Consider the following 13,586-nt stretch of genomic DNA (forward strand, 5'->3'; position numbering starts at 1 on the left):
AGATTGCCCTTGTGGCAGGTGGGGCAATGGCCGGTCCGGCGGGCTGGGAGATGGCAGCCAATGTCAGGTACCGGTTTGCCGAAACCGGCCTTCGGTATTCCCGTCGGAGCAGAAAGTCCGTTTTTCTCTTTTTAGGGGGAATGCGATGAGCGTCGATCCTTTTTCCGGTCCCGATTCCCCTCGGGTGCGGTTCGGCGCCGAGATGCGCCGCCTGCGGGAGGAGGCCCAGCTCTCCCAGGGGGCCGTGGCCTCGCGGCTGGGGTGCACGCAGACCCAGGTGAGCCGCCTGGAGGCCGCCACCCGGACCCCGTCGAAGTCCGACGCCGAGCGGCTGGACCGGCTCTTCGGCGCGGGCGGCGGCACGCTCTTCACCGGGCTGCACCGGCGCATCCTCGCCCGGCCGGGCAGTCCGGACTGGTTCACGAGCTGGGCCGAGGAGATCGAACCCGCCGCCCTGGTCCTGCGGTCGTGGGACCCGCTACTGGTCCCCGGCCTCCTCCAGACCGAGTCCTACGCCCGCCACCTTTTCACCCATGGCCCCCGGGCTACTCCTGATGAGGTTGAAGAGCGTGTTCAGGCCCGTATGCGGCGTGGCCAGATCCTCGAAAAGGACGATCCTCCTCTGCTCCTGGTCCTCATCGATGAAGGCGTCCTGCGCCGCCGGGTCAATGGTTCGGAGGTGATGCGTGAACAGCTCGGCTACTTACTGGAGGTTGCTCGACGGCCCGCCATCTCCATTCAGGTCGTCGATTCGGAGTGCATGTCTGGGCTTGCTGGCCCTTTTATGATCGCGGAGCTTCCGAACGGGCAGCCAGACATCATCCACGCGGATTCCCCGGTACAGGGGCAGGTTACGACCGACCCCATCTACGTGACCTCGATATGGAACCGCTATGAAGCGATACGTCGATGGGCTTACCCTGATCACATGTCCCTCAAAATGATCGAGGAAGTGAGACGGGAATGGATTTGAGCGCCGCCGTGTGGCGGAAGTCATCGCGGTCTTCAGACAATGGAGGTCAGTGCGTCGAGGTCGCCGACAACCTGCCGGGTACGGTCGCGGTCCGTGACAGCAAGGATCCTGACGGTCCCGCGCTGCTCTTCACCCCCGCCGAGTGGCGCTCCTTCGTCGGCGGCGTCAAGTCGGGTGCGTTCGACCGGCTGGCCTGATCCCTCCACGGTTGAGGAAGTGAGGCGGGAATGGACCTGAGCACCGTCGTTTGGCGGAAGTCGTCACGTTCTGGCGGCGCGGGGGAGGGGATCCGTCGCGAGCACCTGCAGGACTTCGTCGACTCCTACAGAACCGCGCCGTCACTCAGGACTCCGGAAGCACGCCGGCCGAAGACCTCTGAGCCGGACGGACCCCGCCCGCGACGGCCGTGGCGGGCGGGGTCCCCCCAAGCGAGCTCCTCGACGAAGGCCGCGAGCATGGAACGGAGCCTCCCAGGCGGGAGACACCGTTCCGTGTCAGAAACTAGCGGATCCAGAGCTCATGCCGGGTGGCCCCGATATAGACGGGCAGGCACCCGTACGAGCTGAAGCCCTCGCGCACGTACTGCTGGCCGACATCGACACACTTGGACTTGGTGGGGTATACGCCAATGAATATGGGGCTGGCCGCAGCCTGGGCCGGAGCGCTGAGTGCGCTGACTGTCATGGCTGCTATTCCAGCGGTCAGGAGTGCTGCACGTAGGCGCATGTGTGTTTCCTTCGAACGCGATGTGATGTCCGGAAATCATCCAGGATGATCTCCCAAATGCAAAGTGCGAAGCTTCGCCGCCCCCGGATACGCAGCGTGACCTCCTCTGAGAGGTCCCTCGCGCCGGGACGGGGGCCGGAGGACAGCTCGTTCTCCGGCGTCAGGCGAGTTCCTCGATGAAGGCCGTGAGCTGGACGACGTTCCGCCATTCGTGCACCGTCGCGATCCCGCCGTAAGCGCTCGCCGGAGCCTTGCCGGACAGCGCTGAAGATCAGTTTTCCGGAAGAACGGTGAGGCGCTGGCCTTTGCGTAGGTGGCGAGGGGCGACGACCAGGTAGTCGCGCTGGTCAAGGGTCGCGACCTCCCGCAGATCGAAACGCTCGGCAAGCGCGATCACACAGGCGTCGACCGCCTGGAGCCGTAAAGACGCGTAAGCGGTGAGCAACTCGGACATGCGGCGGTAATCATGTGGGGTCGCTTCGATGACACGGAGTTCGTCATCGGCGATCGCGGCGCAGAACTTCGCCGCGAGAGCCGGGCCGCCACGACGCACCGGGTCTGCCAGCAGGTGGCAGATCTCGGTGACCGCGAGCGAGGGCACGACCAGTCTGGTCCAGTGCTGTGTGAGGAATCGCACGCAGCGAACGTGATCCTTGTCGGTTCTGTTGAAGGCGGCGACCAGAGGTCCGGTGTCGCAGAGGATCACGCCGTGGCCACTCCGCCGGACTCTTCACGATGGGGATAGGTCAGGTATTTGTCATGGTGAACGCCGAGATCTGATGGTCCGTGAAGCGCGCCTACGAGCGCCGCGAGGTGCCTGGGGAGCCGGGGCTCGTCGAGGTGCTCCTCGGAGGCGCCGTCCAGGGCGTCGTCGTCGAACTTCATGGCTTCAGTGTAGGCGGCTGCCTTCTGACGGCAGTGGGACTTGTCCGAAAGTCATCGCGCCGGGTCGGGCGGCGGAGGACACCTCGTTCTCCGGCGTCAGGCCAGCTCCTCGATGAAGGCCGCGAGCTGGACGACGTTGCGGCACTCGTGCATCGGGACGACGCCGCCGTAGGAGGTGGCCAGTGAGTCGCCGGTGTCCCACTGGCTCACCGGTTCGGGATTGAGCCAGTAGGCGTGCCGGGCCTCCTTGCTCAGCCGCTTCAGCGTCTCCAGCGCGGGCGGCTGGTAGTTGGAGCGCGCGTCGCCCAGGATCAGCAGGGACGTCTTCGGCCCGACGGCGTCGCCGTACCGCTCGGCGAACCTCTCGAACGCGTTGCCGTAGTTGGTCCGGCCGAAGCGCACCATGTCGGCCTCCTTGGCCAGCCGGGTCATCGCCTCCGCCACGTCGGCGCCGGGGACGAAGAACCGGGTGATCTCGTCCACGGTGTCCACGAAGCCGAACGCGCGGACCTTGGTGAACTGCTCGCGCAGCGCGTAGGTCAGCAGCAGCGTGAAGTGGGCGAAGGAGGCGACCGAGTCGCTGGTGTCGCAGAGGATGACCAGCTCGGGCTTGTGCGGGCGGCGCGGCTTGTTGAAGGTGGTCAGCGGCACCCCGCCGCTGGACAGCGAGGCCCGCACGGTCCGGCGGAAGTCCAGGCGGCCCCGCCGGCCGAGCCGGTGCTTGACGGTCAGCCGGGCGGCCAGGCGGCGGGCGAGGGGCTGGACCTCGCGGCGCAGCCTGGACAGGTCGGCCTTCGTCACCCTGAGGAAGTCGAGCTGCTCCAGCGGCGGCCGTACGGCGGAGCGCGCGATCCGCTCGATCCCGGAGTCCTCGGCGATCCGGCGGCGCACGTCGGTGGAGACGGCGTCCTCGAAGCGCCTGGTGTTTTCGCCGATCCGCTGCCGGGCCACCTTCTCCGCCAGGCCGCCGCGCTCCTGGCCGGCCAGCACCTCGGCGAGCAGCCGGGCCATGAGCGTCTCGGGGGACAGCGCCCGCAGCACCGAGTAGGAGAACCAGTTCTGCCGCCCCGGCCCGGCGGGCTGGCGGCCGAAGCGCTCCACCATGGCTCGGGCGAACGCGTTCATCCCGTCGGCGCCCAGCAGCAGCTCGGCCAGCCGGTCCCGCAGCTCGGGGACCGCCGCGGTCTCCAGGTCCGGCCCGTCGGCGTCCGGACCGTCCTCGGGGCGCGGGCCGTACAGGCCGGTGGTCGACGCGGGGAACCACAGGTCGAAGAGCGTGTCGAAACTTGGCCGGTGCGAGGGCCGCTTGACCAGGGTCGCGGCGTAGGCGGCGCGCAGCGACTCCCGCTCGGCCAGGTCGATCACCTGTAGCGCCCGCGCCGCGTCCAGCCCCTCGGCCGGCGAGACCGGCAGCCCGGCCGTACGCAGCGCGTGCACAAAGCCGACATGCCGGTCGAGCAGGCTCACCTCTGGCCCCCCGACTTCCCGGTCTGTCCGCTCACAGGGACTCCGGGCCTCTCGGTCCGGCCGCTCACAGGGCGAGTTCCTTGCGTGCCCGGGTCTGGTCGGAGGCGTGCTTGAGCACGACGCCGAGGGTGGCGCCGACCGTCGCCCCGTCCAGCTCGGTACGGCCCAGCGCGAGCAGCGTGTTGGCCCAGTCGACGGTCTCGGCGATCGAGGGCGCCTTCTTCAGCTCCAGGGTGCGCATCGTGGCGACCGTACGGGCGAGCTGCTCGGCCAGGCCCGCCTCGATCGCGGGCACCTGCGCCAGCACGATGTCGCGCTCGCGCTCCGGCGTCGGATACTCCAGGTGCAGGTAGAGGCAGCGCCGCTTGAGCGCCTCGGACAGCTCACGGGTCGCGTTGGAGGTCAGCACCACGTACGGCCTGCGCACGGCCGCGATCGTGCCGAGCTCGGGGATCGTGACCTGGTAGTCGGAGAGGATCTCCAGCAGCAGCCCCTCCACCTCGACGTCGGCCTTGTCGGTCTCGTCGATCAGCAGCACCGCCGGGGTCTCGGACCTGATCGCCCGCAGCAGGGGCCTTTCGAGCAGGAACTCCTCGGTGAAGATGTCGTCGTGGGTGGCGTCCCAGTCCTGGCCCGTCCCGGCCTGGATCCGCAGGAGCTGCTTCTTGTAGTTCCACTCGTACAGCGCCCTGGCCTCGTCGAGCCCCTCGTAGCACTGCAGCCGGATGAGCGAGGCCCCGGTCGCGGCGGCCACGGCCTTGGCGAGCTGGGTCTTGCCCACCCCCGCCGGGCCCTCGGCGAGCAGCGGCTTGCCCAGCGCGCCGGCCAGGAAGACCGAGGTCGCGATGGAGTCGTCGGCGAGGTAGTCCACGGCGCTGAGCCGCTCCCGGACGTCGGCGGGCGAGGCGAACCACATGTGCACTCCCAGTACAGGACCGAATGTTGTTCTACCCTAGAGGTCCGGAAGTGAGACGGCCACCAGCCCGTGATGATCATGGGGTGCTGACGCTCAGGTGACTACCAGGGGCTCGTGCCCGTCCTGCCGTCACGCCTGCTGGAACCTCGCGGGATCAGTTCCTTTCTCGCATATCACTTCGCTGCGGGGAGAGGCCGACGGGGGCGCTGAGCGGATCCACATCACCCTGCGTGGGAGGTCCGCCGCCGGCAGAGGGAACGGCCGGTTCTGGGCCGCGGCGGACCATCCATCGCGTTCTTGGTCCTACAGAGCGTTCTCGCCGTGCTGAATGTAGTAATTGATCAGGCTGAGAGCATGGGCGCGCTCGAAGTCGTCGTTTTCGTGGCTGAGATGCGTCTTACCCGCCCAGTTCAAGGCGTGGTAGGCAGCGTCCTCCGGATTGGAGTTGAGCGCCGACACCAGCGTCCGGGCCGCGTTGTGCTGCAGCAGCAGCCGCCCGGATTCCGTGTCATGACCGGGGACGAGAGACGTGGCGCCCTCCTCTTCCAGAGCCTCTCTCGCCTGAACCAGAAGTCGGTTGGCCAGACTCCCCACCTTGCCGCGGACCCGCCCGGCACGGCCCCCGCGTTCTTCTTCGGCGATCAGTTCCAGTGCTTCGTCGATCAATTCACCGCGTAGACCTGTGGTGCGTACGGCCATCTCGGCCGCGATCAGGGCGATCTCCGGCAACCTGTCCCGGGTAGGGGCCGAGGCGACCGCCGCGATGCGCGGGTCACGCGCGATCAGGCCTCGCGCGTCGTCGTCGAGAAACAGCGCAGGACGGCTCGGGGCGGTGGAGCCTGTCGTTGCGACGAGGCCGAGATGCGGCTCGTCGAACCAGGCCCGGTCAAGGCGGATGCCTGAAAGCTCCTCGCCGGCCGTCAGCGCGGCGGCCATCCAATCCTCCCGCCACTGCTCCGAAGCCAGGGTGAGGTTCAGGGATGCGGTCGAGGAGTCAAGCCCCTCCACATCCAGAGGGTCGAAGGCCGTCACGAGCTTCCCGTGCGCGGCGTAGGAGATGCCCGCGTCATGGTTGACGGTCCAGTGGATGCTGAGCGCCTCGCCGGCGGCGGACAGCTCCCGCAGCAGGGTGGAGCCGTTTCCTCTGAATCCGACAGGTTCGACGACCACCGTGGAGTCACCGTGCGATGCGAGAAGGATGACCGGTCCGGCGTGCTCATCAAGACCGTAGGCCTCCTCGCACACCTCGTTCCAGGTCAGTTCCGTGAGCCGGCTGTAGTCGCAGCCGAACCCACGGACGACGTCGCGGGTCGCGGCGCCTCTGATCCAGGTGATGCAGACCTGCTCGGGAAAGGTGTCGCGTATGTTCACGTACGCGCTGAAGACCTCACTCATGATCTTTCCATTGTCGTTGAGGGGCAAACGCGGGGCGGTGCGACCGCCCCGCGTCATGTCATGACCCAGGGCTTCAGCCGCGCCACCTGCTGTGCCTTTCGCCGTGACTGCAGCAATAGGTCAAAGCACAAGGAGGATCATTCTGTTGGGTGCTCTTGAATGGTGATGGGCCGTCGGCGTCGGGCGGACGACGCTGAAGCAGCTGGACGCGGTCGACCGCGCTGTCCGGGTATTGCCGCTGCCCGCTGGGGCTGCGTACCGAGGCCAGCAGGTTCTGCTCTTCGTAGTACCGCAGTGCCCGGACGCTCATGTCTGCCCTGTCCGCCGACTCGAGCATGCTCTAACCGCAGGCGGTTCCCGCCGCGTGACGTCCGGCAGTCGCCTGCCGCCGGCCCCTCTTAGTCGCCGATCTCCGCTGATTTCGAGGCGCCCGGTGAAATGCGCTATCCTTCAAGAGCTTCACGCGCCGCTAGCTCAGTTGGTTAGAGCAGCTGACTCTTAATCAGCGGGTCCGGGGTTCGAGTCCCTGGCGGCGCACAGCGAGAGAGCCCGGGTCGGCATAGCCGACCCGGGCTTTTTCCATTGGGCGACCTTGAGGTGGTGCCCGGCGTCGAGGATGAGGGCCGCCGCTCCGTGGCGGAGGTCGTGCGGCCTTACGGGCGGCAGGGCGGCGCGGCGCGCGGTCAGGAGCCGTGTCGGTCCGGAGCCGTGTGGTCGTGTGGTCAGGAGCCGTGTGGCCCGGAGCCGGGCGAGGCCGGCGCGGACGGCGGGTGCCGGCGCGGCTCGATCCTGGCCGGCAGCCGTATCGCCAGCAGGAGGGACAGGAGCCCGGCGGCGCCCCCGGCGGCGACCAGGGAGAGGGCGGGCCAGAGGGGGTCCTGCCCCCGGTCGCTCTCCGTGTCCCCGGCATAGGGCACGGCGCCGGATGGTGGTGGCAGGACCGACTCGGCCAGCCGGGCGGCCGCCGGCGCCGGGGAGTCGAAGTCCTCCGATGCCAGCCTGCCGGGGTCGATGGATCGGCCGACCGTGTCCAGTGCGTCGCACAGCGCGCGGTCACCGGCCTGGTTGCACAGAACGAGCAGCGAGCGGCTCGGCAGCACGGCGGGCGCTTCCGCTCGGGGATAACCGCTGTCGCGGGCGACCTCGCGGGGCACGATGGCGGCCTGCACCGCCTTGTCCCGGAGAGCGCGCAGTGGGTCGAGCGCCGGGACGGTCTCCAGACGCAGCCCGGGATGGCGCTGACGCAGGATCTGCTCAGGCCCCTCCCGAGAGGGCCGCTCCCGAGAGGACCCTTCCTGAGAGGTGTCCGGCACCGAGATCCGGACCTCCTCGTCGGGATGTGCGAAGGCCGCCGTTAACTTCTCCGGCTTGATCAGACCGGCGTCGTAGACCAGGACGTCCTGGTTCGGGACCGGGATGGCGGCGACCGCGGAGAACCCCTGCGCCGCCAGCGGATTCGCCGGCCACGTCGGCAGGGCGCCCAGGAGGGCGGGATCCGCGGGAGGGATCTTCACGAGGACCACGGCCGGCTCCGCGACGGGTGCGGTCTCGGCGGGGGTGTCGCTCAGCCGGATCTCGGACCGGTAGCCCGTCCGCCGGATGACCTCGGCCACGAGGTCCCTGGCGAACGCGTCCTCCCGTCCGGACGGGGCCTGGACGACGACCGTGCCCGATTCCGGCCCGGCCGCGTCCCCCATGGCGGGGGGATCACCCCCGGGAGCGCGCAACATCGCGACGGCACCGGTGCCGATCAAGGTGATGGCCAGTGTCGCGAAAGCCACGACCACGGAGACCTTGCCGTTCAGGCCCCAGCCGGACAGGAGCCGTCTTTCGCGGTCGGCCTGTTCCAGCCCGCCGAGCGCGGCCCGCATCAAGGGCGGTGCGGCGGCCGGGACCTGGCCCGTGGCGGCCGTCGCCTGGCCCTTGGCGGCCCGGATCTGGCCCGTGGTGCCCGGGGTCTGGCCCGTGGTGCCCGGGGTCTGGCCCACGGCGACCTTCGGCCGGTAGGGCACGGTCGCCCCGGCCCTCGGGACCGCCCCGGCTCCCGGGACCGCCCCGGCCCTTGGGACCGCCCCGGCTCCCGGGACGCTGCCGCCTCCTCCCGGAACCGGCTCACCATCCCCGGAACCGGGCACGCTGGGGCCGGGCAAGGCCTTTCGCCGCCCCGCCGCGACGCCCGTGTCCGCACCGGGGCCCCCTGTCCGAGGGTCCTCCAAGACCGGGTGCTCCGGCTTCCACCACACGCCGGTGGCGCCTGGGGGCAGCAGTCCGGAGCCGGCGTTCTCGAGCATCCGTGCGGCGTCCGGTAGGTCCTCGGGGCCGAACGACAGCGGATCGGTCAGCCCGGCGAGCCCCCGCAGCATGTCCGCGAGCCGGACCTCGGGCCGGGCCAGCAGGCCCAGGCACACGTTCGCCCGGCCGTCCCGCCAGGTGATCTCCGTTCCGTGGCCCCACCGCACCTCGTAGGCGTTCTCCGGCGCGTGCCGCGCGAAGGACAGCCTGATCTTGTGCCGGGCCGTGCTGCTGGTCCAGGTCGCCGCGGTCAGCCTCGTCCGCATGCCGTACGGCAGGAGCGCGGCGACGGTGTCCAGAAAGCGCAACCGTTCGATCATGGGAACTCTGTCCGCGCCCACCACGCAGACGGGGCGCCCGGTCAGCAGCAGCGCGGCGGCGCACCGCGCGTCCGGCCCGGGGACGAGGGGCGTGGGGTCGAACTCCGGCACGGATACGGCCAGGGGACGGGACGGGGTCACCGGCAGGGCCGCGAGGGCGCGGTAGAGCGCCTCGTAGGACACCCGGTGGGCGGCCAGCTTCTGGTACGGGACGTAGAACCAGCGGGTGTAGACGATCTTGCGATTGGTGGCGTCCCGGTGCCCGGACCACTCCTGGACCGCGAGCACGATGTGGCGCGACACCTGCTCGCGCTCCCTGGTCGCCGCGACCGCGATCGTCACCTGGGGCAGATCCGCCGAGAGGCCCGTGGCGTGCCTGCTCCTGATCTCCTCGAAGACCTCGGGCCCGAGGCGGTCGTCGCTCCAGTCGAGCAGCTCGTAGTCGTCGTGGGCGCCGGGCCGCTTCCCCTCCAGCGCCCACTCGAATTCGATCTCGCGGTCGGTCACGAGACCCCCGTCGCCGGCCGGATCGCGGCGAGCCGCTGCCCCAGCCAGAGCATGGGCTCCACCACGTTGATCGGATGCAACCGCCCCCGGATGCGTGAGTCCTCGTCCGCCTCTCCGGGGACCATGTTCTGGAAGTCGTCCCAGTCGAAACGCTTCGTGCGCCGGTCCACGTAGAAGCCGATCGAGGACGTGGCGAAGAAGCGGATCCGATCCGGGTGGAAGAACTGGTCGAGCGACTTGAGCACCATGTCGGCGTTGCCGCTGGCCGACACCTGGCACAGCTCGTGGAACAGCTCCCGTGCGTCCTCACTGGTCACCCGGGGCAGCCGGTACGGATCGTCGATGTCCACGCTGAGCAGCCGTCGCCTCTCCGCCGTCTCCAGCACCCGGGGATCGTCGAACTTGGTGACGCACACGGCGATGTGGTGCGGCAGCTTCCCGTCGGCGAACTCGCCGGCGGCGAGCATCCGCTCGGCGAGCCGGGTGAGCGGGGCGTGCATGTGGTCGAAGGCGTCCCCGAAGGTGAACTCCCTGATCGGGTCGTAGAGGAAGACGATGCCTCGGCTCTGCTCAAGGTTGTCCAGCAGCTCCTGCCGGCGTGGGTCTCCCGAGCCGTCCGGAGCGCTCGGGCCGCCCGCCGGGCGCCGTCCCGTGCCGAACAACCCTCCGGGAGCGTCGATCATGCCGATGCCTATCCGGGCCGGTGGCCCCGGCTTGGCCTTCCTGCCCCAGAAACCGGGCTTGCGGACAGCGGGGCCGATCAGCGTCCAGTGATAGCGCTCCAGGGCCATGCTCGCTTCGGGGAACAGCTTGCCCCGCAACAGGGCGTTGGTCTTCTCGATCAGGTAGTCCGACGACGCGGGATCGGATCCGATGATCTTCCAGTCGTCGTCGCGCTTGGTCAGGGCGATGAACAACGCCGCCAGCAGAGTGGTTTTGCCGCTGCCGGGAGCGCCCCACATGGCGATGTTGTGATCGGGACGTTCCCGGCTCGGATCGGGCTGCATGCGCGTCGTCACTCCGTTTCGTCGAGCAGGGGGAACGGGAAATGCACGGGGGAGGGGGCGACCAGGCCGAGATCGGCGGCCAGGCCGCGCACGTCCACCGCCTCCAGGTGGGCCAGAGCCGCCGCACCGATCCGGTGCCACGCCTGGTGCGCCTGGTCGGCGGGCTGGTCGCAGATCGCGCCCAGCACCGTGCTCTGCCGCTGCCCCAGGGCGGTGATCAGCTTCCGCCAGTCGTGCCGGTGGGGGCAGGGCAGGATCCTGGACTGGTCGGTGCGGGCCGGGTGCGGCGGGCGGCCTCCGACCGTGAGGATGACGGCGGGCGTCGGATCCGCCCGGCCGAGCCGTTCGACCACCACGGCGAGCATGTCCTCGAGCTGCGCCGCGTGGGGGTGGTACGGATATCCCCTGGCCACCGCTCCCTGCTCCTCCAGCGCGCCGAGCGCGTTCAGGGCCTCTCCCGCGCCGGTCTCCCAGGCCGCGACCCGCACCGGGAACTCCGGCGCCGACAGGTCGTAGGAGTGCGCCGCGTAGGCGAGAAGGGAGACCCGGAGCAGGTCGCCGAGCCCGCCGGAGGCAGAGCTGATCATCTGGCGGGCCCGGCTCAGCCGTTCCGCGACCTGGTCGTCCGCTCCGCAGACCTCCACCGCGCAGACGAGATGCGTCGGGCCGGCGCCCCCCGCCGGCCGATCCGGGAGCGCGGCGACGAGCTGGTCCCAGTCCCGGGGGTCGGGCGAGAGCGCGGGCAGGCCGGTGAACCGTACCCGGCCGGGCCGTACCAGCTCGGCGGTCACCTCATACCGGCCGGGCGCGACCGGGGCGGACTGGACGGACAGCAGCCGCGGCTTCGGACCCTGCCAGGTGACCACGGCGAACGCGGTGCCGTGCGCGCCCGCGGCTTCGCAGCGCAGGGCGACCCGGGTCCGGGCCCCCGGGCGGGAGCCGAGGGGGAAGAGCTGCCTGCTGGTCAGCCGGGGCCGGCCGGCAGCCGAGTCGGCGAGGACGACGACCAGCTCGTACGACCTGGTCAGCGGGTCGTCCGCGATGACCTCCCGGATCAGTGCGGCGATCGGGGCTTCGGTCCGCAGCACCTGCGCGGCGGGATGCGCCGCGCGCAGCCAGGCGAGGGCCTGCTCGGCCCTCGGATCGGCGGAGGACGCGGCTACGAGGATCACGTCGGCGGAGGACGAGGAGGCGCGGGCCGTACGGAGCACGGCCTCCCGGGTCCTGGCGTCCCAGCCGCGTTCGCCCGCGAGGTCCGGCCAGGTCGCCGACCAGCTCCGGCCGTGGGGGCGACCGTTGTCGTCCCGATGGAGCAGGAACGTGACGACGCCGTCGGCGGCGACCTCCACCAGGGTGAGGCGATCGGTGTCGGCGAGGTCGGCCAGGGCCTGGGCGATCGCTTTCCTGTTCAGATCCCTGTCGGGCTCCGGCACGAGGAGTTCTCCATAGGTATGTCGTATTAGCTGTGCTGCGTCCCTGGCGTCCCGATTAGTCGGCGTATATAACCTTGGGGAGTGTTGCTGGGGCGAGGTGTCGTGTCGGGCATCCTCAATGAAATTCTATTGGGCATCTGTAAATGCGATATTGGGCGCCTATGATATCCCCTCCGGAGGGCCGGTGCCGATATCCCCTTCGGAGCCCGGCGCCGTTCCAGTCGGCGCCGACGCGGTGAGACTCCCTTTCCGAGGAGGAGCATGAGACGTTTCCTGAGCGCGCTGTCCGCGGGTTTGGTCGCGCTGTCAGGGGCGCGACCCGAGGTTCTCCGGACGTGCCCGACCGAACGCGGCAAGTTCGAGGGCATCGGGGGCGCCGTCCTCACCACGAGCGTGCTCGCCTTCGTCTCCATGACGTTCGCCCTCAACAGCACGCTCGGCGTCAACGTCGTCGTCGCCGTCGCCGCCGCCCTGCTGTGGGGCCTGGCGATCCTCAGCCTTGACCGGTGGCTCGTCTCCACCATCAGGGCCGACGCGCCGAACCGCTGGGCGCTGGCCGTGCCGCGCCTCTTCGTCGCCGTCGTGCTCGGCCTGGTGATCTCCACTCCGCTGGTGCTGCAGGTTTTCAAGGCTGAGATCGACACCCAGATCTCCGAGATGAAACAGCGGCGCGGCGACGCCTTCGCCGTACAGCAGGAGCAGGGCGCGGTGGGCAAGAGCGTCGGTCAGCTCCGCAAGGAGGTGGCCGATCTGCGGCAGGTGATTTCCTCCGGCGGCGAGGTTCCCCTTGACATAGAACAGGACTCGAAGATAAAGGCGCTGTCCGTCCAGCGCGCCGATGAGCAGAAGCAGGCGGACAAACACTACAAAGAGTGGCAGTGTCAGCTCTATGGTGGTCCAAACTGTGTCAAAAAGGGCAATGGTCCACTCGCTCAGGAGAGCCAGCGTGCGTACGAAAAGGACAAGGGACGCATTGAGCTGCTCACCCGGCAGATAGAGAGCCGAAAGCGGGAGCTGAACGCGACCGGGGAACAGGCCAAGGGGACACGGCTCGCCGCCGCGGAGGAGGCCCTGCCCAAGGTCCAGCGCCAGCTCGACGCCACGGTCGAGCAGCAGGCCCGGATCCAGCGGTCCTTCGACGAGGACAACCTGGCCACCGACGGGCTGCTCATCCGCCTCCGGGCGCTCAACGAGCTGACCGGCAAGGACCTCACCCTCAGCATGGCCCGGCTGCTGCTGTTCGCACTGTTCCTGCTCATCGAATGCCTGCCGGTCGCGGTGAAGCTCATGCAGCGGCCCGGCCTCTATGAGAAGGCGCTCGCGCTCGCCGAGCGCCGGGATCTGGACGGCATGCGCGAGGAGTTCGGCGTCCGCGCCGGGCCCCGGTCCCGGCCGGCGGAGCCCGGCGGGTCGGACAGCGTCTGGCGCATCTGGTCGCCCCGGGAGGACCCCTCGCGACGGCCCGGCGCCGCCTTCGGGGAGGAGGCGCGGCCACCCCGGGGACCGAACGGCACCCAGCCCGAGCCGACCGAACCCGGCTACGAGTACGGGCCCCTGGAGGATGAGGCTCTGCGCGGCATGACGGACACCCGTGTCCTGCGGAGGCCGGGGCCGGGAGCGGAGCGCTCGGGTGGGATCGAGCTGCTCCCCGACGAGGACTGAGGC

At 69.7% G+C, this 13,586-nt stretch carries 12 protein-coding genes and 1 tRNA gene; 4 read left to right on the forward strand and 9 right to left on the reverse strand.

The genetic code is table 11. The annotated features are described in order from the left end of the window. Window positions 1-145 precede the first annotated feature (145 nt). The gene (locus BM085_RS33285; RefSeq protein ID WP_177245401.1) at window positions 146-973 is read left to right on the forward strand and encodes a helix-turn-helix domain-containing protein; all 828 of its coding nucleotides are present in this window, start codon (window positions 146-148) and stop codon (window positions 971-973) included. Beyond that, the gene (locus tag BM085_RS33290) at window positions 964-1,170 is read left to right on the forward strand and encodes a DUF397 domain-containing protein (protein ID WP_093890790.1); all 207 of its coding nucleotides are present in this window, start codon (window positions 964-966) and stop codon (window positions 1,168-1,170) included. The genes BM085_RS33285 and BM085_RS33290 overlap by 10 nt, the downstream gene beginning before the upstream one ends. An 800-nt stretch (window positions 1,171-1,970) precedes the next feature. Here the strand turns inward: BM085_RS33290 and BM085_RS33300 are convergent. The 6 genes from BM085_RS33300 to BM085_RS47565 form a co-directional block, all read right to left on the reverse strand. Then, on the reverse strand, window positions 1,971-2,405 hold the full coding sequence (locus BM085_RS33300; RefSeq protein ID WP_093890792.1) for a type II toxin-antitoxin system VapC family toxin: 435 nt from the start codon (window positions 2,403-2,405) through the stop codon (window positions 1,971-1,973). Beyond that, the gene (locus tag BM085_RS33305; RefSeq protein ID WP_093890793.1) at window positions 2,402-2,584 is read right to left on the reverse strand and encodes a hypothetical protein; all 183 of its coding nucleotides are present in this window, start codon (window positions 2,582-2,584) and stop codon (window positions 2,402-2,404) included. Before BM085_RS33305 ends, BM085_RS33300 begins: the two co-directional genes overlap by 4 nt. Window positions 2,585-2,680: 96 nt before the next feature. Further along, window positions 2,681-4,051 carry a vWA domain-containing protein gene (locus tag BM085_RS33310; RefSeq protein ID WP_093890794.1) on the reverse strand — a complete coding sequence of 457 codons (1,371 nt, stop codon included), beginning with the start codon at window positions 4,049-4,051 and terminating at the stop codon, window positions 2,681-2,683. 64 nt (window positions 4,052-4,115) lie between these two features. After that, on the reverse strand, window positions 4,116-4,967 hold the full coding sequence (locus tag BM085_RS33315) for an AAA family ATPase (protein WP_012894157.1): 852 nt from the start codon (window positions 4,965-4,967) through the stop codon (window positions 4,116-4,118). 303 nt (window positions 4,968-5,270) lie between these two features. Beyond that, window positions 5,271-6,362, reverse strand: a complete 1,092-nt coding sequence (locus BM085_RS33320) for a DUF6461 domain-containing protein (protein ID WP_093890795.1) — start codon at window positions 6,360-6,362, stop codon at window positions 5,271-5,273. 73 nt (window positions 6,363-6,435) lie between these two features. Further along, the gene (locus BM085_RS47565; RefSeq protein WP_093890796.1) at window positions 6,436-6,699 is read right to left on the reverse strand and encodes a MerR family DNA-binding transcriptional regulator; all 264 of its coding nucleotides are present in this window, start codon (window positions 6,697-6,699) and stop codon (window positions 6,436-6,438) included. A 126-nt stretch (window positions 6,700-6,825) separates the two neighbouring features. On the opposite strand from BM085_RS47565, the gene BM085_RS33330 reads away from it, so the two are divergent. Continuing rightward, a tRNA-Lys gene (locus tag BM085_RS33330) sits at window positions 6,826-6,899 on the forward strand. A 185-nt stretch (window positions 6,900-7,084) separates the two neighbouring features. Here BM085_RS33330 and BM085_RS33335 read toward each other — a convergent pair. From BM085_RS33335 to BM085_RS33345, 3 genes are read right to left on the reverse strand one after another with little or no spacing between them, the layout of a single operon-like run. Next, on the reverse strand, window positions 7,085-9,481 hold the full coding sequence (locus BM085_RS33335) for a hypothetical protein (protein WP_093890797.1): 2,397 nt from the start codon (window positions 9,479-9,481) through the stop codon (window positions 7,085-7,087). Further along, on the reverse strand, window positions 9,478-10,488 hold the full coding sequence (locus BM085_RS33340; RefSeq protein WP_093890860.1) for a hypothetical protein: 1,011 nt from the start codon (window positions 10,486-10,488) through the stop codon (window positions 9,478-9,480). The genes BM085_RS33335 and BM085_RS33340 overlap by 4 nt, the downstream gene beginning before the upstream one ends. Window positions 10,489-10,496: 8 nt before the next feature. Then, on the reverse strand, window positions 10,497-11,921 hold the full coding sequence (locus BM085_RS33345; protein WP_093890798.1) for a hypothetical protein: 1,425 nt from the start codon (window positions 11,919-11,921) through the stop codon (window positions 10,497-10,499). Between the two features lie 261 nt (window positions 11,922-12,182). On the opposite strand from BM085_RS33345, the gene BM085_RS33350 reads away from it, so the two are divergent. Next, window positions 12,183-13,583 (forward strand): DUF4407 domain-containing protein, encoded by a 1,401-nt coding sequence (locus BM085_RS33350; RefSeq protein ID WP_093890799.1) that lies wholly within the window; start codon window positions 12,183-12,185, stop codon window positions 13,581-13,583. Window positions 13,584-13,586 lie beyond the last annotated feature (3 nt).

Origin of the sequence: Streptosporangium canum, from assembly GCF_900113865.1 — a bacterium.
Taxonomy (GTDB): Bacteria; Actinomycetota; Actinomycetes; order Streptosporangiales; family Streptosporangiaceae; genus Streptosporangium; species Streptosporangium canum.